The organism is Kitasatospora sp. NPDC048715 (genome assembly GCF_043198905.1).
Lineage (GTDB): Bacteria > Actinomycetota > Actinomycetes > Streptomycetales > Streptomycetaceae > Kitasatospora > Kitasatospora lactacystinica.
In genome coordinates this window covers 82,695-102,244 of sequence record NZ_JBICVH010000003.1, presented here as the reverse complement: position 1 = coordinate 102,244, position 19,550 = coordinate 82,695, and the positions used below count along the sequence as shown (strand labels likewise).

The 19,550-nt window shown below is 74.1% G+C and carries 15 protein-coding genes; 7 read left to right on the top strand and 8 right to left on the bottom strand.

The features are described 5' to 3' along the window. Positions 1-10: 10 nt before the first annotated feature. Positions 11-592, top strand: a complete 582-nt coding sequence (locus tag ACGFSC_RS07170) for an HD domain-containing protein (protein ID WP_359898752.1) — start codon at positions 11-13, stop codon at positions 590-592. Positions 593-1,028: 436 nt separating this feature from the next. Here ACGFSC_RS07170 and meaB read toward each other — a convergent pair whose 3' ends face one another. Genes meaB through mutA form a run of 3 tightly spaced genes read right to left on the bottom strand, consistent with a single transcriptional unit; the run spans position 1,029 to position 6,136 of the window. Next, positions 1,029-2,015, bottom strand: a complete 987-nt coding sequence (meaB, locus tag ACGFSC_RS07165; RefSeq protein ID WP_359898750.1) for a methylmalonyl Co-A mutase-associated GTPase MeaB — start codon at positions 2,013-2,015, stop codon at positions 1,029-1,031. Between the two features lie 12 nt (positions 2,016-2,027). Continuing rightward, the gene (gene scpA, locus ACGFSC_RS07160) at positions 2,028-4,241 is read right to left on the bottom strand and encodes a methylmalonyl-CoA mutase (protein WP_359898748.1); all 2,214 of its coding nucleotides are present in this window, start codon (positions 4,239-4,241) and stop codon (positions 2,028-2,030) included. After that, complete coding sequence (gene mutA / locus ACGFSC_RS07155) at positions 4,238-6,136, bottom strand: methylmalonyl-CoA mutase small subunit (RefSeq protein ID WP_359898746.1); 1,899 nt, start codon at positions 6,134-6,136, stop codon at positions 4,238-4,240. The genes scpA and mutA overlap by 4 nt, the downstream gene beginning before the upstream one ends. A gap of 504 nt (positions 6,137-6,640) precedes the next feature. Here mutA and ACGFSC_RS07150 point away from each other — a divergent pair. Beyond that, complete coding sequence (locus tag ACGFSC_RS07150) at positions 6,641-7,726, top strand: NlpC/P60 family protein (protein WP_359898744.1); 1,086 nt, start codon at positions 6,641-6,643, stop codon at positions 7,724-7,726. 155 nt (positions 7,727-7,881) lie between these two features. Here ACGFSC_RS07150 and ACGFSC_RS07145 read toward each other — a convergent pair whose 3' ends face one another. Next, complete coding sequence (locus ACGFSC_RS07145) at positions 7,882-8,412, bottom strand: MarR family winged helix-turn-helix transcriptional regulator (protein ID WP_359898742.1); 531 nt, start codon at positions 8,410-8,412, stop codon at positions 7,882-7,884. Between the two features lie 55 nt (positions 8,413-8,467). On the opposite strand from ACGFSC_RS07145, the gene ACGFSC_RS07140 reads away from it, so the two are divergent. The 3 genes from ACGFSC_RS07140 (at position 8,468) to ACGFSC_RS07130 (ending at position 12,146) form a co-directional block, all read left to right on the top strand. Next, on the top strand, positions 8,468-9,544 hold the full coding sequence (locus tag ACGFSC_RS07140; protein ID WP_359898740.1) for an ABC transporter substrate-binding protein: 1,077 nt from the start codon (positions 8,468-8,470) through the stop codon (positions 9,542-9,544). Between the two features lie 116 nt (positions 9,545-9,660). Beyond that, the gene (locus ACGFSC_RS07135) at positions 9,661-11,130 is read left to right on the top strand and encodes an APC family permease (protein ID WP_359898739.1); all 1,470 of its coding nucleotides are present in this window, start codon (positions 9,661-9,663) and stop codon (positions 11,128-11,130) included. Then, positions 11,127-12,146: an acetamidase/formamidase family protein gene (locus ACGFSC_RS07130; protein WP_359898737.1), complete on the top strand. Its 1,020-nt coding sequence runs from the start codon at positions 11,127-11,129 to the stop codon at positions 12,144-12,146. Before ACGFSC_RS07135 ends, ACGFSC_RS07130 begins: the two co-directional genes overlap by 4 nt. 238 nt (positions 12,147-12,384) lie before the next feature. Here the strand turns inward: ACGFSC_RS07130 and ACGFSC_RS07125 are convergent, their stop codons facing one another. The 4 genes from ACGFSC_RS07125 to ACGFSC_RS07110 form a co-directional block, all read right to left on the bottom strand. Next, positions 12,385-13,353, bottom strand: a complete 969-nt coding sequence (locus ACGFSC_RS07125) for a M56 family metallopeptidase (protein ID WP_359898735.1) — start codon at positions 13,351-13,353, stop codon at positions 12,385-12,387. Continuing rightward, the gene (locus ACGFSC_RS07120; protein ID WP_359898734.1) at positions 13,350-13,721 is read right to left on the bottom strand and encodes a BlaI/MecI/CopY family transcriptional regulator; all 372 of its coding nucleotides are present in this window, start codon (positions 13,719-13,721) and stop codon (positions 13,350-13,352) included. Before ACGFSC_RS07120 ends, ACGFSC_RS07125 begins: the two co-directional genes overlap by 4 nt. A 227-nt stretch (positions 13,722-13,948) precedes the next feature. Next, positions 13,949-16,690 (bottom strand): FtsX-like permease family protein, encoded by a 2,742-nt coding sequence (locus tag ACGFSC_RS07115; protein ID WP_359898732.1) that lies wholly within the window; start codon positions 16,688-16,690, stop codon positions 13,949-13,951. Then, positions 16,687-17,487, bottom strand: a complete 801-nt coding sequence (locus ACGFSC_RS07110; RefSeq protein ID WP_380349624.1) for an ABC transporter ATP-binding protein — start codon at positions 17,485-17,487, stop codon at positions 16,687-16,689. Before ACGFSC_RS07110 ends, ACGFSC_RS07115 begins: the two co-directional genes overlap by 4 nt. Before the next feature lie 463 nt (positions 17,488-17,950). Between ACGFSC_RS07110 and ACGFSC_RS07105 the strand changes: the two genes are divergently transcribed. After that, complete coding sequence (locus tag ACGFSC_RS07105) at positions 17,951-18,685, top strand: MgtC/SapB family protein (protein ID WP_359898728.1); 735 nt, start codon at positions 17,951-17,953, stop codon at positions 18,683-18,685. A 119-nt stretch (positions 18,686-18,804) separates the two neighbouring features. Then, positions 18,805-19,482: a YoaK family protein gene (locus ACGFSC_RS07100; protein ID WP_359898726.1), complete on the top strand. Its 678-nt coding sequence runs from the start codon at positions 18,805-18,807 to the stop codon at positions 19,480-19,482. Positions 19,483-19,550 lie beyond the last annotated feature (68 nt).

The window sequence follows — 19,550 nt, the reverse complement described above, 5'->3', positions numbered from 1 at the left end:
GAGCCGGACAGTGACGGAGGACCTGAACGCGGTGGCGAGGTTCCTGTTCGAAGCCGGGACGCTCAAGCAGACCAAGCGCACAGGCTGGTGGATGGCCGGTGTCCGCGACCCCGAGTCGGTCGCCGAGCACTCCTGGCGGACCGCCCTGATCGCCTCGGTCATCGCCAAGCTCGAAGGCGCCGATCCGGCGCAGGCCGCGTTCCTGGCGGTCTGGCACGATTCCCAGGAAGCGCGCACCGGGGACGTCAACCACCTGGGCAAGAAGTACGCGCCGAGTGCGGATCCGGTGGCGGTGACGGCCGACCAAGTCGATGGAATGCCGGACGTCCTGGCCTCGACCATTCGGGATCTCGTCGCGGAGTACGAGTCGAAGGAGTCGTTGGAGGCGGTCTGTGCCCGGGACGCGGACAAGCTGGAGTGCATGATCCAGGGTGTCGAGTACAAGGCGCAGGGTTATGCGAACGCGCAGCGATGGATCGACAACAGCCGTGGCCGGCTCACCACGAAGACCGCGAATGATCTCGCCGATGCCATCCTGGCTACTGATTCCCTGGACTGGCTGCGGGCCGTTCTTGGCGAGAAGCCGATGTGACACGGTTAGCAGCAGGGTCCCTCCGGCCAGACGATCTCGACCGGCACGCCACGACTCCGGGCGAGGGCGACGACGTCTGCCGTCTCGCCCTGGCCGCGAGCCGGCAGGCCGTCCCAGACGGCAAGGAGCTTGTGGACGTGGTGTACGCCACGGCGTGGGGGATCCATGTCGGACCTTCCGATCGACATCAGATCGGACGGCACGCCATGGCTGTGTCCCGTCCCGTCACTGGAACCGAAGCCGGTCTCCTCGGGCGTCACCGGGCGCCTGAGTCGACGTGAGCAGGCCTCCCGGACGACCTCCTGCACCTCGGCCCGGGGATCGTGCCGGAGGCCCAGTAGGAGATCGCGGACTTGTCGTTCGAGTACTCCGCAACCGACGAAGCGCCGTGCCCCATGCAGGGGTGGGGCACGGCGCTCAATCTCCACACTCTGGGTCAGCCGAAGAAGGCGTCCAGGATCTGCTGGGCGGCGAGCCCTGCCGGGAGGGTGCCGGCGCGGACCTGGGTCTCCAACTCGGGGGCCAGGCGTCGCACTTCGGGGTTCTCGTGGAGGCGGGCGTAGAGCTGGTCGTGCACCATCGCCCAGGTCCACTCGACCTGCTGCTCCCGCCGCTTCGCCGCCAGGGCGCCCGTCGCGTCCAGCACCTTGCGGTGCTGCTGCAGCCGCTCCCACAGCACGTCCAGTCCCGCGCCGTCGCGGCCGCTGCAGGTCAGCACGGGCGGGGTCCACGCCGCGTCCGGTGGCTGCAACAGCCTTAGCGCGCCCGCGAGTTCGCGGGCCGCCGCCTTCGCGTCCGTCTCGTGCGGGCCGTCGGCCTTGTTGACGGCGATGACGTCCGCCAGCTCCAGCACGCCCTTCTTGATGCCCTGGAGCTGGTCGCCGGTCCGTGCCAGGCTGAGCAGCAGGAAGGTGTCGACCATCCCCGCCACCGCCGTCTCGGACTGTCCGACGCCCACCGTCTCGATGAGGACGACGTCGTAGCCCGCCGCCTCCATCACCACCATGGACTCCCGGGTGGCCTTGGCGACTCCGCCGAGCGTCCCCGAGGTCGGGGACGGCCGGACGAATGCGGCGGGGTCGACGGCGAGGCGCTCCATCCGGGTCTTGTCGCCGAGGATGGAGCCGCCCGTCCGGCTGGACGTCGGGTCGACGGCGAGGACCGCGACCCGGTGCCCCTGGCCCGTGAGCATGGTGCCGAAGGTGTCGATGAAGGTCGACTTGCCGACACCGGGCACCCCGGTGATGCCCACCCGGACGGCGCCGCCCGCGTGCGGCAGCAGCCGCTGGAGCAGCTGCTGCGCGAGCACGCGGTGGTCGGGCCGGGAGGACTCGACGAGGGTGACGGCGCGCGCGATCCAGGCGCGCGAGCCGTCCAGGACTCCCGTCACGTAGCTGTCGAGGTCGATCGTCCGCGGAGGCATGGGATCAGGCGATCACAGCTCGTGGCCGAGATCGGCCGCCAGGGACCTCAGCAGGTCGTACGCCGCGTCCGGGATGACCGTTCCCGGCGGGAAGACCGCCGCCGCGCCGGCCTCGTACAGGGCGTCGAAGTCCTGCGGCGGGATGACCCCGCCCACCACGATGGTGATGTCCTCCCGTCCCGCCGCGGCGAGTTCGGCGCGCAGCGCGGGCACCAGGGTCAGGTGCCCGGCGGCCAGCGACGACACGCCGACGATGTGGACGTCCGCCTCGACGGCCTGGCGGGCGACCTCGGCCGGGGTCTGGAACAGCGGGCCGACGTCCACCGTGAAGCCGAGGTCGGCGAAGGCGGTGGCGATCACCTTCTGGCCGCGGTCGTGGCCGTCCTGGCCCATCTTGGCGACCAGGATGCGCGGTCGTCGGCCCTCGGCCTGCTCGAACCGCTCGACCAGGTCGCGGGTGCGCTGGAGGGAGGCCGACGGGCCCGCTTCGTCTCGGTACACACCCGAGATGGTACGGATCTGGCCGGAGTGGCGGCCGTACACCTTCTCCAGGGCGTCCGAGATCTCGCCGACGGTGGCCTTGGCGCGGGCCGCGTTGACGGCCAGGTGCAGCAGGTTGCCGTCCAGCGAGCCGCCGCGCTGCGGACCGGCCTCGGCGGCCGCCGTCAGCGCGCGCAGCGCGTCCTGGCACGCGGTCTCGTCGCGCTCCTCGCGCAGCCGGCGCAGCTTCTCGATCTGGCGGGCGCGCACCGAGGAGTTGTCGACCTTGAGCACGTCGATCTGCTCGTCGTTCTCCACCCGGTACTTGTTGACGCCGATCACCGGCTGGCGGCCGGAGTCGATCCGCGCCTGGGTGCGGGCGGCGGCCTCCTCGACGCGCAGCTTGGGGATGCCCGCGTCGATGGCCTTGGCCATGCCGCCGGCGGCCTCGACCTCCTGGATGTGCTCCCAGGCTCTCGCGGCGAGGTCGTGGGTCAGCTTCTCGACGTACGCGGAGCCGCCCCACGGGTCGATCACCCGGCAGGTGCCCGACTCCTGCTGGAGCAGCAGCTGGGTGTTGCGGGCGATGCGGGCGGAGAAGTCGGTGGGCAGCGCGAGTGCCTCGTCCAGGGCGTTGGTGTGCAGCGACTGGGTGTGGCCCTGGGTCGCCGCCATCGCCTCCACGCAGGTGCGGGTGACGTTGTTGAACACGTCCTGGGCGGTGAGCGACCAGCCCGAGGTCTGCGAATGGGTGCGCAGTGAAAGGGACTTGGGGTTCTTCGGGTCGAACTGCTTGACCAGCTTGGCCCACAGCAGCCGGGCCGCGCGGAGCTTGGCGACCTCCATGAAGAAGTTCATGCCGATCGCCCAGAAGAACGACAGCCGCGGCGCGAAGGCGTCCACGTCCAGGCCCACGTCCAGGCCCGCGCGCAGGTACTCCACGCCGTCGGCGAGGGTGTAGGCGAGCTCCAGGTCGGCCGTCGCACCGGCCTCCTGGATGTGGTAGCCGGAGATGGAGATCGAGTTGTACCGGGGCATCTTCTGCGAGGTGTACGCGAAGATGTCCGAGATGATCCGCATCGACGGCTGCGGCGGGTAGATGTAGGTGTTGCGGACCATGAACTCCTTGAGGATGTCGTTCTGGATGGTCCCCGCGAGCTTCTCGGGCGGTACGCCCTGCTCCTCGGCCGCGACGATGTACAGCGCGAGGACCGGCAGCACGGCGCCGTTCATGGTCATCGACACGGACATCTTGTCCAGCGGGATGCCGTCGAACAGCTGGCGCATGTCGTAGATCGAGTCGATGGCGACGCCCGCCATGCCGACGTCGCCGGTGACGCGCGGGTGGTCGCTGTCGTAGCCGCGGTGGGTCGGCAGGTCGAAGGCGACCGACAGGCCCTTCTGGCCGGCCGCGAGGTTGCGGCGGTAGAAGGCGTTGGACTCCTCGGCGGTGGAGAAGCCCGCGTACTGGCGGACGGTCCAGGGCTGGTTGACGTACATGGTCGGGTAGGGCCCGCGCAGGTACGGGGCGATGCCCGGGTAGGTCTCCAGGAAGTCCAGGCCGGCCAGGTCGGCGCCGGTGTACAGCGGCTTGACGCCGATGCCCTCGGGGGTGTCCCAGAGCAGCTCGTCGACGTCCTTGCCGGTGGACTGCCGCCAGGCGGCCTGCCACTGGTCGTCACTGACGGCGCCGTCGGCGGTGCCCGCGCCGCCGTCCAGCCCGATTCCGGTGAAGTCGGGGATCATCGGGCCGCCACCTTGGTCTCGTCGGTGCCGTCCGCACCGGTGATCTGGTCGAGGAGGGAGGTCAGGACGGCAATCGCGTCGCCCCCCGCGAAGATGAACTCGTCCACTCCGGAGGGGAGTTCGCCGAGCCGTCCGGCGAGCAGCACCCGCCTGGCGCCGGCCGCCTTGAGCGCCTCGGCCACGGGCGAGGCGTGCTCGGCGTACAGCGCGTCGCTGGAGCAGAGGCAGGCGACGGTGGCGCCGGAGGCCCGGAACGCCTCGGCGAAGGCCGCCGGGTCGACGGACTCGGCCGAGGCCGTCGCGATGCCGCCCGCCTGGAACAGGTTGGCGGCGAAGGTGGTGCGCGCGGTGTGCGCGGAGGCGTTGCCGATCGAGGCGAGGAAGAGGGCCGGGCGGGCGCCGTCGACGGCGACCCGGGCGTCCGAGCGGTCCCGCAGCGCCTCGTAGGCCTCGGCGCGGCGCACTCGCGGCAGCCCGCCGCCGGGCGCGGCCGGGGCCGGTTCGCGGACCAGCGGCTGCTCGTCCAGGTGCGGGAACTCGCTGACGCCGGTGATCGGTTCGCGCCGCTTGGCGAGCCGCACGGACCGCTCCGCCCAGGTCGCGGCGATCCGCTCGCCGATGAGGCCGGACTCCAGGGCGGCGCGCAGGCCGCCGGCCCGCTCGATCTCCTGGAACCAGGCCCAGGCGGCCCGCGCGAGCTCATCGGTCAGCTGCTCGACGTACCAGGAGCCGCCGGCCGGGTCGATCACCCGGGCCAGGTGGGACTCCTCCAGCAGGATCGCCTGGGTGTTGCGGGCGATCCGGCGGGCGAAGGCGTCCGGCAGGCCGAGCGCGCTGTCGAAGGGCAGCACGGTGACGGAGTCGGCGCCGCCGACCCCGGCGGCCAGGCAGGCGATGGTGGTGCGCAGCATGTTCACCCACGGGTCGCGGGCGGTCATCATCACCAGGGAGGTGACGGCGTGCTGACGCTGAGCCGAGGCCGCCGCGCCGGCCCCCGAGACCTCGGCGACCCGGGCCCAGAGGCGGCGCGCGGCACGGAACTTGGCGATGCCGAGGAACTGGTCGCCGTCCGCGGCGTAGCGGAACTCCAGCTGGCCGAGCGCGTCGTCGACGGAGAGTCCGGCGGCGGTCAGCGCGCGCAGGTAGGCGACGCCGGTGGCCAGGGAGCAGCCCAGCTCCTGGGCGGGGGAGGCGCCGGCCTCGTGGTACGGGAGCGCGTCCACGGTGAGCGCGCGCAGGCCGGGGTACCCGGCGGCGCAGCGGGCGGCCAGCGTCGTGGCCTCGGCGAGCAGCGTCCCGGTGCGGGCGCTCTGACCGGTGCGGGCCTGGAGGCCGAGCGGGTCGGCGCCGAGGTTGCCGGCGGCGGCGCCGGGGGAGACCTCGCGCTCCTCGTACAGCCGGAACAACTGCTCGGCGGCGTCGGTGAATTCGGGTCCGGCGTCGAGCGCCACGGCAGCCAGGTCCAGGTACACCCCGGTCAGTGCCTCGGGCAGGGCGTCCACCGGGAGGCCCGCGCCGCCGAGTTCCAGCCAGAGCGAGCTCACGCCGTGCTCCAGGTCGGCCAGCACGGCGTCGTTGGTGCGCCGGCGGTCCGGGTCGGCGTGCCGCTGGCGGACGTCCCACCCGGCCACGGCGGAGCCCTGCGGCCGGCTGCCGCGCACGAACGGCGGGAAGCCCGGGTAGCCCGGGGCGGCGGCGGTGTCCTCGGCGGTGTACAGCGGGTGGGCGCTCAGCCCGTCCTGGAGCCGGGTGGTGAGCGCCTGCTCGGCGGCGGGGCCGTCCTCGGGCTCGGCACCGGACTTGCGCAGCACGCCCTGGACGAGCTGCTGCCACTGCTCACGGTGCGCGGCCGGGAACTCGGCTGCGAGGGGGAGCCCTTCGGGCGGGACCTTCATGTGCGCAGGTTAGCGCCCGTTCGCAGGCCCGCAGGAGGGGGATTCCGTGTGACCTTTCCCTCGGTCGGGCCGATCTCGGGCACTCGCCGCGACGGGGAGTGTCATGGGGTGTCGGCGCAGGTGACACCAGGGGCGGGAGGGGGTGTCGTGACGGGTGGCAACCGGGGAGCGACCGGGGAGGCGGAGGGGCGGGGAGGGGTGGCGGCGACGGTCGGTGGCCGCGGCGGGCGGGGCGGTCCCGGGCCGTCGCCGGCGAGCGGCGGCGTCCGAGGTCAACGCCGATGGCACGGAACGCGATCGATGTCCCGTCATGCCGTCAAATCGTCATGATCAGGGGGATTGCGGAACCCGGGCCCTCATCTATTAAGTTACTTCGAAGAAGGTGGGCGGGGCAGCACCCCCCCGTTGCTCGCCCTGCCCGCCTTCGCTGTCCCCGGTCCCGGCCGAGCCGTCCCCCGCCCCGTCCGGACCGTCCCCAGATTCCCCCGAAGGAGGGCGACCGTCATGGGAAAGCGTCGCAAGCCCAACCCGCCGAGCCGGGCCCGCATGGCGGTCCTCACCACGGCCATGGCGGCCGGCGGCGCGGTCCTCGCCTCCGGCACCGCCCACGCCGAGCCGACCCCGAGCCTCGCCTCCGTCAAGGAACAGGTCGACCAGCTCAACGAGGACGCCGAGCAGGCGATCGAGAAGTTCAACGGCTTCCAGGAGAAGCAGCAGAAGCTCCAGGGCGAGGCCAACCTGATCCAGGAGAAGGTCGCCCGCGGCCAGGAGGCGATGAACGAGCTGCGGACCCGGCTCGGCGCGGTCGCCGCCGACCAGTACCGCAGCAACGGCATAGACGCGTCGGTCCAGTTGATGCTCGACTCCGACCCGTCCGCCTACCTGGAGCGCGCCGCGGTGCAGAGCCAGGTCTCCGAATCCCAGGCGAACCTGCTCAAGCAGGCCCAGGACGAGCAGCGCAAGCTCGACCAGGACCGCGCCGAGGCCACCGCCACCCTGGCCGCGCTCGACTCGGTCGGCACGCAGCTGGCGGAGCAGAAGAAGGACATCCAGGGCAAGCTGGCCCAGGCCCAGGCGATGCTGAACAAGCTCAGCGCCGAGGACCGCGCCAAGATCAACGCCCAGCAGAACGCCGAGAAGGCCAAGGCCGAGGCCCAGCAGGCCGCCACCGCGGCCGCCAAGGACCGCGCCTCCCGCTCCGCCGACCGCCCGGACATGAACGCCCCGGTGCCGGCGGCCAGCGGCCGGGCCGCGACCATCATCGCCTTCGCCCAGGCACAGCTCGGCAAGCCCTACGGCTGGAGCATGACCGGCCCCAACAGCTTCGACTGCTCCGGCCTCACCGGCGCCGCCTACCGCGCGGCGGGCGTCAAGCTCTCCCGGATCTCCCAGGACCAGTGGAACGACGGCCCGCACGTCGACCGGGCCAACCTCCAGCCCGGCGACCTGGTCTTCTTCTACGACGACATCCACCACGTCGGCCTGTACATCGGCGACGGCAAGATGATCCACGCCCCGCGCACGGGCAAGAACATCGAGGTCCTGCCGATCTCCGCGATGCCGTACAAGGGCGCCGTCCGCCCGGCCTGACCGCGCGCCACCACCGGCCCGTTCCCGCTTCGGCGGGGGCGGGCCGTCGTCGTTGCGCGGGCATCGGTCCTCGGGTTCAAGGGGTCGTCGTGGCCGCGCCGGTCGGGGACGGGCCGCCGCCGTCGTGGCGGTGTGCCGGTCGGGGGACGGGCCGGTCAGAGCGCGGCGAGCCGCTGCAGCAGGTGCGCCGGGTCGGTGAGGCCGCAGGTCCGGCGGACGGCGGCGTCGTGGGCGTCGGCGAGGGCGTCGAGGCGGGTCAGCCGGGTGCGGCCCTGGCGGGAGAGGTGGGCGGTGATCCGGCGGCGGTCCTGGTCGTCCTGGCGCCGGTAGACCCAGCCGGAGTCGCACAGCGAGTCCACCAGCCGGCTCAGGCTCGCCTGCGGGATCAGCAGGGCCTGGGCCAGCTCTCCCATCGCGTGTCCCCGGCCGTCCGCGAGGGCGCGCAGCAGCCGCCACTGGTCGACGGTGCAGTCCTCCTCGGCCAGGGCGGCGGCGAGGCCGCCGGAGAGCCGGCGGTGGGCCAGTGTCACCAGCTCGACCAGCAGCGGCTCGGGGGCGGCGGGACGGTCGCCCGAGGTCTCACTCGTGGACGCGCCCGCGGACTCACCCGGGGACCGGTTCGCGGCCGGGCCGACGGGATCGCCGGGACGGGCGTCGATCCCCGGCGCGGCACCAGCTGCGGTCATCGGACGCTCCCTCTCCGGCCTTTCCCGATATCGGCGGTACGACGATACTCGCACCGTGAGCGTCGAGGTGAGCTTGATCGATCCGCTCGACGCGCTGCACTCGGTACGGGAGCGGGCGGCGCTTCGAGTGGGTCTCGTCGTGCCGCAGTCCGGCCCGCTCGGTCTCACCGGCCCGTCCGTGCTGGACGGGGCGCTGCTCGCCGCGCACGAGGTCAACGCGGCCGGCGGTGTCCGGGGCCGTCCGCTGGAGCTGGTGCTGGTGGACGGCGGCGGAGCGCCGGGCCGGGTCGCCGGCGAGGTGCGGCGGCTGCTGGACGCCGGGGCGCTGGACGCGCTCGCCGGGTGCCACACCAGCGATGTGCACCGGGCGGTGGAGAGCGTCGCCGCGGGCCGCACCGCGTACGTCTTCACCCCGCCGCACGAGGGCGGCTCCCGGCTGCCCGGCGTGCTCTGCACCGGCATCGACCCGTACCGTCAACTCGGCTCCGCAGTGCAAGAAGTGACTGTTCGTCACAGGATCCGCCGCTGGGCGCTGATCGGCAACGACTACATCTGGCCGCGCGCCGTCCACCGGGCCGCCGAGGGTCTCGCGGCGCGGGCCGGTGCCCGGGTGGTGCTGGAGCGGCGGGTCCCGTTCGGGGCGGTCGAGGAGAAGCTCGACCCGCTGCTGGACGCGCTGCGCGCCGCCCGCGCGGACGCCCTGCTGCTCAGCCTGATCGGGCGCGACCTGGTGCACTTCAACCGGGCGCTGCGGCGCAGCGGGCTGGACCGCACGCTGGTGCGGCTCTCCGGCGCCCTGGAGGAGAACGGCCTGCTCGCGCTCGGCGGCGACGACACCGGGACGCTCTACGCCGCGATGCCCTCCTTCGCGACGCTGGCGGAGGAGTGCCGGCAGAGCCTCGCCGAGCGGCACCGGGCGCTGTGCGGCCCGTGGGCGCCGGTCCTGGACGCCTACGCGGTGGGCCTGTACGAGGGTCTGCACCTGCTCGCCGACCTGGCGGCCCGCGGGGCGCTGGCCCCGGACGGTCTGCTGGCGGCGGCCGGCCGGCTGCTGCGCCGCGAGGGTGCGGGCCGGGCGCGGATCCACCTCGCCCGGGCCGAGGGCCTCGGCTTCGCGGTGCTGCCGCACTGACTGCGGGTGCCTCCTTCCCGTCAGGTGGAATGCCGCGGCAAAACCCTTCCATCTGGAAATAGTTGCCTCTACAGTCTCCCCACACACCCGCAGGGTCGTCACGGAGAGAGAGCACCATGGCCGACACACCCGCGCCCCAGGGCATCGAGAGCTACGGCTACCAGCAGGAACTGCGCCGTTCGCTCGGCTTCACCGACCTGCTCGTCTACGGGCTGGTGTTCATGGTGCCGATCGCACCGTTCGGCATCTTCGGCGGCGTCTTCCAGGGCTCCGGCGGCATGGTCGCCCTGGCCTACGTCCTCGGCATGGTGGCGATGATGTTCACCGCCCTGTCGTACGCCCAGATGTCCCGGGCCTTCCCGATGGCCGGCTCGGTGTACACCTACGCGGGCCGCGGCATCGCCGCCCCGGTCGGCTTCCTGTCCGGCTGGATGATCCTGCTCGACTACGTGCTGGTGCCCGGACTGCTCTACCTGATCGCCGGCGTGGCCATGAACTCGCTGGTGCCGTCCGTCCCGGTCTGGCTCTGGCTGATCGGCTTCGTGCTGCTCAACACCGTGGTCAACTACCTCGGCATCGAGACCACCAACCGGGTCAACAAGGCGATGCTGATCGGCGAACTCGTCGTGCTGGCCCTGTTCGTGGTGGTCGGGGTCATCGCCCTGGCCAACGGCAAGGGCCGGGGCTTCGACTTCACCCCGCTGTACGACCCGCACACCTTCTCGTGGAGCCTGGCCTTCGGGGCGGTCTCGATCGCGGTGCTCAGCTTCCTGGGCTTCGACGGCATCTCCACCCTCTCGGAGGAGAACCGCGACTCCGCCAAGGCCATCGGCCGGTCCATGGTCGCCGCACTGCTGCTCGCGGGCACACTGTTCATCGTGCAGACCTGGGTCGCCTCGCTGCTGGTCGCCGACCCCGACGCGCTGATCCGGGACGGCGACCCGAACGGCACCGCCTTCTACGACGCGGCCCGCACCGCCGCCGGCGGCTGGCTCGCCACGCTGACCGCCGCCTCCACCGCCGTGGCCTGGGGCTTCGCCAACTCGCTGGTCGCCCAGGCGGCCACCTCCCGGCTGCTGTACGCGATGGCCCGCGACCGCCAACTGCCCGCCTTCCTGGCCCGGATCCACCCCACCCGCCGGGTGCCCGTCAACGCGACCCTGCTGACCGCCGGGATCTCGCTGGTGCTCGGCCTCTTCATGGCCTCGCGCGAGGACGGCATCACCCTGCTCAGCACCCTGGTCAACTTCGGGGCGCTGACCACCTTCCTGGTCCTGCACGTCGCCGTGGTCGTCCACTACCTCGTCCGCGGGCGCAGCAAGGACTACTGGCGGCACCTGATCGCCCCGGCGCTCGGCTTCGCGATCCTCGCGTACGTGGTCGTCAACGCCAACATCGCGGCCCAGCGGCTCGGCTTCGTCTGGCTGCTCGTCGGCGGGATCGTGCTCGCCGGGCTGACGGCGACCGGGCGCAAGCCCCGGCTGGCCGTCGCCGAGGCCGAGTCCGCCACCGACGATTCCGCCACCGACGGTGCTGCCGCCACCGCCGCCGCCCCGAACGCCGCCACCGCCAAGGAGAAGAAGTGAGCCTGCCCGAGATCGTCCGGCTGAACCCGACCCCGGAGGACTACGCCTACACCTTCGGCGCCCGCGCCCCGCTGGCCACCGTCCGGCCCGGCACCGTCATCGAGCTGACCACCGAGGACTGCTTCGGCGGCAAGGTGCGCGGCACCGGCGACCTGCCCAGCCAGGTGTGCGTCTTCCCCTACCTCAACCCGGTCACCGGCCCGATCGCGGTGGCCGGCGCCGAGCCCGGGGACGTCCTCGCGGTGCACTTCGTGGAGATCACCCCGGCCCGGGAGTACGGCATCTCCAGCACCTTCCCGCACTTCGGCGCGCTGACCGCGACCCACTCCACCGCGATGCTCCACCCGCCCCTGGAGGAACGGGTCTGGGTCTACGACCTGGACGTCAAGTCGGGCGTCTGCCGGTTCCGGGCCCGCACCGGCGACTTCACGGTGGACCTGCCGCTCGACCCGATGCACGGCACGGTCGGCGTCGCCCCGGCGGCCGGCGAGGTGCTGGCCTCCATCACCCCGGGCGCGCACGGCGGCAACCTGGACACCCCCGAGATGCGGGCCGGCACCACCGCCTACTTCCGGGTCAACGCCGAGGGCGGCCTGCTCGCCATCGGCGACGGCCACGCCCGTCAGGGCGAGGGCGAGGTCTGCGGCACGGCGGTGGAGGCGGCGATGCGCACCACCGTGATCGTCGACCTGATCAAGGGCGGCGGCCCGGCCTGGCCCCGGCTGGAGAACGACGACTTCCTGATCAGCACCGGCTCGGCCCGTCCACTGGAGGACGCGTTCCGGATCAGCCAGCACGACCTGGTCGGCTGGACCGGCGAACTGCTCGGCCTCGACCGGCTCGACGCCTACCAGCTGGTCAGTCAGGCCGGGCTGGCTCCGGCGGCGAACGTCTGCGACACCAACTACACGATGGTCGCCAAGCTGCCGAAGAACCTGCTCGGCCGGGCCCGCGCCTACGACGGGTTGCATGACCGCCTGCGCGAGACCGCCGGGGCGTACCTGCGGCACCGGTAGCGGCGCCCCGCCGGTCCGGGCCCGCGGAACCGGACGCATCGGCCCGGACGTACTGGTCCGGATGCGCCGGTCCGGACGTACCGGTCCGGACATGCGGGCCCGGACGCACGACTCCGACCCGTGGGTTCGCCCGCGCGGGTCAAAGTCCCGGCAAATCCCACGGACCCCCACCCCGCCCCCACCCGGGGCCCGTCGGCACCCCCACGCCGACGGGCCCGCGGGGGAGCCCCGGGATGTCTCAGGGGTGCGGCGCGCAGACCAGCAGGTACGGGAGCAGCGGCAGCACCGACACCCCGAACCGCCAGACCGGCCGGCGCCGTCCGCTCCCCGGCCGGGCCAGCCGCCGGACCCGGGCGAGCACCCCGGTGGACGCCACCCCCAGGGCCCCGCCGGCCCCGTTCCCGTTCCCGGCCCCGGCCCCGCCGGCCCCGGCCCCGGCGGCCGGATCCGGGCCGCTGGTCGCCAACGCGCAGAGGGCGGAGGCCAGTTCGTCGCGCGAAGCCCGCTCCAGCGCCGCGTCGTCCGCCGCCATCTCCAGCAGCAGCGCCACCTCGGAGCGCCCCAGCCGGGCCAGCGGCAGCGGCCCGAGCAGCAGTGCGAAGGTGTCGGCCGGCAGCCGGAACAGGTGGTGGCGGCCGCGGATGTGCCCGTGCTCGTGCGCGACGGCCGCCGCGAGCTGCCGCTCGTCCAGCAGCCGCAACGCCCCGCGCGACAGCACCACCCGGGAGCGGCGCCCGGGCAGGCAGTAGACGGTCGGTCGGCCGTGCTCCAGCACCAGCGCGTCCCAGCGCCGGTCCGGTACGCCGACCACGTCCAGTACCGCCCGATGCCGTCGCCGGTCCCGTCCGGTGCGCAGACCGACGGCCGTCACCAGCGCGGCGAACAGGGCCCCGCCGACGGTGAGCAGCCACCAGTCGTGGGTGTGCGGCAGACCCGGCCCGGCCGGTTCGCCGTGCGGGGGGTGCCCGAACAGGCCGAGCAGGTCGAGCAACCCGAGCAGCCCGAGCAGTCCGGCCGGCCGGTGGGCGAAGGGCTCCACCGCGTGGTGCGCGGTGAGCAGCAGGGCCACCGTGAACGAGGCCATCAGGGCGAGCCAGAGCGCCGCGCCCGCCGCCGGACGGGCCTGGAGCCGGACGGAGCCGGCCAGCCGGCGGGGCAGCAGGACGCCGGTCACCAGCAGGTGGAGGCAGAGCACCGCGAGGGTCACTCAGGGCCCCGGGACTTCACCTGTTCGAGGGCGGCGAGCAGGGCCGAGGCCTCGTCCCCGCTGATCCGGTCGACGAAGTGGAGCAGTGCGCCCGCCCGGTCGGGGGTGGTCTCCAGCGCCTGGTGCATCAGCCGGGCGGTGTACTCCTCGCGGGTGCAGGTGGGTTCGTACACCCAGGCGCGGCCGACCTTGTCGCGGCGCAGCCAGCCCTTGGTGTGCAGGATGTCCGCGACCGTGGTGACGGTGGTGTACGCGACCGCCCGTTCCCGCTGGAGGTCGTCCACCACCTCGCGCACCGTGGCGGGCCGGCCCCAGGACCAGAACCGGTCCATGATCTCGGCCTCCAGATCGCCGAAGCCCCGTAGCACCGCCCTCTTCTCCCTCGCCGAGCCGACCACCGGCGCCTTTCGCCCGCCGGAACGCGGCCCATGGTACGGCGAGCGCCGGGCGCCCGCCCCCGGGTGAAGGGGACGGGCGCCCGGCGCGCCGCGGGTGGTGCCCAGGTGGTGGTCGGCGGGTGTGCAAGCCGTGTCGGAAGCCGCCCGCCAGGGCTGGAATCGTCGGACACGCCCCAGGACGGCCACCCGCCCGGGACTCAGGACAGCCGCCGCCCGAGCGGGATGCGGGAGCGGGTGAACAGCGCCGCGAGCAGCCCCGCGACCACCGGCAGCAGCAGCACGATCAGCAGCAGTTCGCCCCAGGGCGCGGTGATCAGCGCCGGCTTGGCCCCGAACCCGCCAGCCCGGGACTTCAGCAGCCCCACCGCCGGCACGAAGCCGTTGACCGCGCCGAGCAGTGCGCCCAGCAGGGCGATCAGCGTGCACTGGAGGCCCGCCATGCTCCGCCGGATCCGCGGCGGCGCGCCGACCGCGGCCAGGGTGGCCTGGTCCTGCCGGGAGTCGGCGGCCGCCAGGCCGGTGGCGATCCCGGCCGCGCCGAGCACGACCAGTCCGGCGAAGCCGGTGAGCGCCAGGGTGAGCGCGTCGCTCTTCGGCTGGTAGCCGCGTTCCACCTCCAGCGTGGAGAAGCGGTCCAGCCGGGCGGCGGCCGCCTCGGCCCGTTGCTGCGCCTTGCGGTCGGGCGGGGTGGCGGGCAGCCAGACCGAGCCGGTCGGCCGGGCGGCGAGCCCGAGTCCGGGCAGCGCGGAGGGCAGCGCCAGGCCCTGGGCGAAGTCGGCGGCGGCCGGGTTGTCCACCAGCACCGCGTCGACCGGGACCTCCTGCAGGTCCGGCTTGGGTATCTCGCCGGGCTGCAGCGGAGCGCCGCCCCCGCCGCGCAGGATCATCACGGCCTTGCCGTCGGCGCCCACCAGGGCCCGGTCGAAGACCAGCAGCTTCCCTGCGGCGAGCGCCTGTTCGGCGGCCGGGTCATGGATGCCGAACAGGTTGTGCAGCACGGTCGCGTCACCGGTGGCGAGGTGCGGCGGTGCGCCCAGGCCGCGCCGCTCCGGCGGGCCCTTGAGCTGGACGGTGCTGGCGCAGTTGTCGCAGAAGCGGTACTCCACCTGGCCGAGGTCGCCGCGCGGGCCGAGCCCGGACAGCTGCTTCTCCAGCTCGGCGCGCTCCTCGGCGAGCCTGGGCCCCTCGACGTGGCTGGTCAACTGGACGGCGCCGTACGGGGCCTGGGGCCGGTAGTCGCGCCGGTTCTCGGCGTCGGTGCTGGTGGTGTAGACGCCGATGGCGACGGCCCCGGCCACCGCGGCCATCACCGCGGCCACCGCCGGAGCGGTGCGCGAGCGGTGCCGGGCGGAGTCGCGCAGGGCCAGCCGGGGGCCGAGCGGCAGCCGGCCGGCGGCCCGGCCGATCAGCGCGATCAGCATCGGGGTGCACAGCAGCAGGCCGAGTTCGGCGATCACCGAGCCGCCGAGCACGGTGAGGGTACGGGTGTCGTAGCCGCCGACGCCCGGCTGGTCGCGCTGCACCGAGGCCGCGCCGTACATCGCGAGCACCGCGCCGAGGGCGAGCAGTGCGACGCCGGACACGGTGACCAGGCGGTTGGGTCCGCGGACGGTGTCCCGGCCGGTCAGCCCGGCGGTGACGCTGCGCCGGGCGGCCTGCAGCGCGGGCAGCGCGGCCGCGAGCAGCGCGGTGACCAGGCCGATCCCGGCGATGGCGATCAGGTCCAGCGGCGGTACGGCGAAGTGGCCGAAGCGCGCGCCGCCGATCTGCTCGATCCACGGCCGCAGCACGGCGACCACCGCGGTGCCGAGCACCACGCCGACCACCGCTCCGGCCGCGCCGAGGACCAGGCCGCCGCCGAGCACCACCGCACCGACGTGGGCACGGCTCCCGCCGGCCGCGCCGAGCAGGGCGAGCTGGCGGCGCGAGCGGCGGGCGCCGACGGCGAACGCGGGCCCGGCGAGCAGGGCGACCTCCAGCAGGGCCAGGCCGGTGACGGTGGCGACGACCATCCTGGTGTTGTTGGCGGCCGTCGGGTCGCTGTAGCGGTGGGCGTCCCGGTAGTAGGGGACGGCCTGCTCCGGCGGCGGGGAGAGCGCCACCGAGCGTGCCGTGAGCGTGTAGCCGTGGGCGTTGAACCGCTGCACCTCGGACCAGCCGAGCGGGGCGCCGGCCGGCAGCCGGACCAGCCAGGCGGACCGGGCGGCCGAGGGCTTCTGCGCCGTGGGTCCGGCGGCGGCCAGCGCGGTGCTCAGCGGGTCGACCAACTCACCGGGCCGGGCGACGAGTTCGACCCGTCCCAGCTCGCCCGGGTGCTCCACGACACCGGTGATGGTGAAGGTGGTGCCCTCCAGGCCCTGGACGGTGGTGGTGGCGCCGGGCCGGAGCCCGGAGCGGTCCAGGAAGGCCCGGGTGACGGCCACCTCGTGCGGGGCACTCGGCGCGCGGCCCTCGACCAGGTCGAGCCGGCCGCGCCAGACCGGGTCGCCGAGATCGGCCTCGGTGGTGAGGGTGCGGACCAGGCCCTCGGGCGAGGTCGCGCCGGCCTCCGGACCGGGCCGGGCCGGGGTGAGCACGCTGCCGGGCGGCAGCAGGGAGGCGACCAGGGCGGCCGGGTCGGTGCTCGCGCCCTTCGCCTGCTCGGCCGTCGGCTGCTCCCCGGGGCGGGGCTGGACGGAGAAGGCGCCGTCCTCGGCGATCGGGGCCTGCTCGACCGTCTGGCCCGGGTCGAGCGAGGTGACCAGGGCGTCCGCGCCGCCCACCACCCGCTCGACCCGTTCGGCCGGGGTCAGCTGCCCGCTGCGGTGGACCACGTCGGCGCCGGTGACGCCGAGGACGGGCAGTGCGATCATGGCGGCGATCAGCGCGCTGCGGCCCTTGGCCCGCAGGGCGTCGCGGCGGGCGATGCGCAGGGCGACCCGCCAGGCTCCGATCCTCACGGTGCCACCTCGCCGAGCACGCCGGTCGGGTGCACCGCGGCGAGGCGGGCGGAGGACCGGCGGCCGGGGGTCTCCGAGGCGACCGCGCCGTCCCGCAGGTGGACCACCCGGTCCGCCCAACTGGCGTGGGCCGCTTCGTGGGTGACCATCATGGCGGCGGCGCCGGCGTCGCAGCGGGCGCGCAGGACGGCGAGCACCGCCTCGCCGGTGGCCGAGTCGAGGGCGCCGGTCGGCTCGTCGGCGAGCACCAGCCGGCGTTCGCCGATCAGGGCCCGGGCGATGGCGACGCGCTGCTGCTGGCCGCCGGACATGTCGTCCGGGAAGCGGTCGGCGAGTTCCCCGATGCCCAGCTCCTCCAGGGCGGCCAGCGCCTCGCGGCGGGCCCGGCGTCCCGGGACGCCGTCGAGTTCGCGCGGCAGGGAGATGTTCTCGGCGGCGGTCAGGGCCGGGATCAGGTTGTAGTCCTGGAAGACGTACCCGATCGAGCGCCGCCGCAGGTCGGCGAGCCTGCCGCGGCCGAGGCCGCCGAGTGCGACCCCCTCCACCAGCACCTCGCCGTCGCTGGGCTGGTCCAGCCCGCCGGCCAGGGTCAGCAGGGTCGACTTCCCGGAGCCGGACGGGCCCATCACGGCGACGAACTCGCCCGGGTGGACGGCCAGGTCGATGCCGCGCAGGGCGTGCACCTCGGCGGCGCCCCGCCCGTGCACGCGGGTGACGCCCGCCAGGCGCAGGACGGGTGCGGGCCGGGTCGGATCGGTGTGGGACACACTTCCCCCTCGTGAGCTGCTCAACTGCATATGTCGGTGAACTATATATGCCGGAGGACGTGCTGCGCGGCGGGGTGGTTCCCGGAGGTTTCCGGATGGTTCTCCGGCGGGGGCGATCGGGTTCGGTCAAACTTCTACAAAGCTGTCGAGGATGTGGGCGAAAACCCGGCCCGGGTCGTTCGGGGGCGGTCTATGCTCGGGGCGGCTCGCGGCTCGCGGTTCACCGCTCGGGGGGCCGTGCCGTGTCGTGTCGCCGAGCGCGTCACCCGACGCGCGGTCAGCCCCGTGTGCGGCAACCGGCGGGGGGTCGGTACGACCGCCCTGCGCGCCTACCCGTCGGCCGCGGGGGCGATGGCCATCATCGAGGTCGTCAAGACCGCGCGCCGAACCGTCGGCGGTGCCGACCGCACGTCACCGCCCGCCCCGCACGGACGGTCGGTGGGCGGCGGCTCGCCACCCGTCCGTCCCCTCCTCCCGTGAAGGAGGTGCCGTCGTGCACACCCTGACCACCGTCGACTTCCTCGTCCGGCTCGCCACCGGCGTCGCCTGCGGCGCGCTGATCGGCGTCGAGCGCCAGTGGCGGGCCCGGATGGCCGGCCTGCGCACCAACGCCCTGGTCGCCGCCGGCGCCACCCTCTTCGTGCTCTACAGCGAGGCCGTCGTCGACACCGGCAGCCCCACCAGGGTCGCGTCGTACGTCGTCTCCGGCATCGGCTTCCTCGGCGGTGGCGTCATCCTGCGCGACGGCGCCGGCGTGCGCGGCCTCAACACCGCGGCCACGCTGTGGTGTTCGGCCGCCGTCGGGGTGCTGGCCGCCGCCGGCAAACTGCAGCTGGCCGTCCTCGGCACGCTCGCCGTGCTCGCCGTCCACCTGGTGCTGCGCCCGGCCGGGCGACTGCTCGACCGGGCCCCGCAGTCCGGCAGCGACCCGGACTCCACCAGCCGCGCCACCATCCACCTGGAGTGCGACCGCAAGTCCGAGACCCACATCCGGGCCCTGCTGCTCCAGGCCCTCGCCGCCTCCGGACTCGCCCCGACCGGTCTGCGGGCCCGCCGCACCGACAGCGGGGACGCCACCAGCCTGCGGGCCACCGTCGCGATCACCGGGTCGGTCGCCCCGGCGCTCGAACAGGTCGTCACCCGGCTGTCGTTGGAGCCGGGCGTGCGCGACCTGCACTGGCACCTGGAGGACGAACCGGAGGACCCCGGCAACCCGGCGCTCGCCTGAGGCCGTAGCGCCGTAGCGCCGCAGTGCCGCAGTGCCGCAGTGCCGTGCAGCCGTGGCACCGCAGGCCCCGCACACCCCGAAACCGCCGCCCGACCCCGCCCGAACCGACTGGAGGCCCGATGCCGACCCCCGACCCCGAGCACGGGCCGCTGGTTCCGATGCTGCTGGTGCTGACCGTGGTCACCGGAGTGGTGGACGCGGTCAGCTACCTCGAACTCGGCCACGTCTTCGTCGCCAACATGACCGGCAACGTGGTGTTCCTCGGCTTCGCCCTGGCCGGTGCGGCCAACCTCTCCGCCACCGCCTCGCTGGCCGCCCTCGCCGCGTTCCTGCTCGGCGCGCTGGCCGGCGGTCACCTCGCCCGTCGCCTGCCCGGTCACCGCGGCCACCTGCTGACCGTCGCCGTCGCCGTCCAGTCGGCGCTGGTCGCGGCGGCCACCGTGCTGGCGGCCGTGGCCGGCCACACCGGCGACCCGGCCCGCTACACCCTGATCGGGCTGCTCGGCTTCGCCATGGGCGGCCAGAACGCGGTGGTCCGCGCCCTGAAGGTGCCCGACCTGACCACCACCGTGCTCACCATGACCATCACCGCCCTGGCCGCCGACCGCACCGGCCCCCGCCGTCTCGCCTCCGCCGTCTGGATGTTCGCCGGCGCCCTCCTCGGCGCCGTCCTCGTCCTCCGTGCGAACGTCCCGCTCGCCCTCGCCCTGGCCCTCGCGCTGCTCCTCGCCGTCGCCGCCCTCACCCACCGCGCGGCCGGGTCCACCCCCGCCCCGGCCTGGACCCGCCCCCGCTGACCGGGCGGCGACGGCCCCCCGGAGCCGCGGTCCTCCCGGTACGCTGCCGTCCCGGCAGGCCGCGGCCT

Excerpts from the sequence above, each read along its gene's own strand:
- meaB (WP_359898750.1), bottom strand. The coding sequence starts at position 2,015 with ATGCCTCCGCGGACGATCGACCTCGACAGCTACGTGACGGGAGTCCTG.
- scpA (WP_359898748.1), bottom strand. The coding sequence starts at position 4,241 with ATGATCCCCGACTTCACCGGAATCGGGCTGGACGGCGGCGCGGGCACC.
- mutA (WP_359898746.1), bottom strand. The coding sequence starts at position 6,136 with ATGAAGGTCCCGCCCGAAGGGCTCCCCCTCGCAGCCGAGTTCCCGGCC.
- ACGFSC_RS07150 (WP_359898744.1), top strand. The coding sequence starts at position 6,641 with ATGGGAAAGCGTCGCAAGCCCAACCCGCCGAGCCGGGCCCGCATGGCG.
- ACGFSC_RS07145 (WP_359898742.1), bottom strand. The coding sequence starts at position 8,412 with ATGACCGCAGCTGGTGCCGCGCCGGGGATCGACGCCCGTCCCGGCGAT.
- ACGFSC_RS07135 (WP_359898739.1), top strand. The coding sequence starts at position 9,661 with ATGGCCGACACACCCGCGCCCCAGGGCATCGAGAGCTACGGCTACCAG.
- ACGFSC_RS07110 (WP_380349624.1), bottom strand. The coding sequence starts at position 17,487 with ATGCAGTTGAGCAGCTCACGAGGGGGAAGTGTGTCCCACACCGATCCG.
- ACGFSC_RS07100 (WP_359898726.1), top strand. The coding sequence starts at position 18,805 with ATGCCGACCCCCGACCCCGAGCACGGGCCGCTGGTTCCGATGCTGCTG.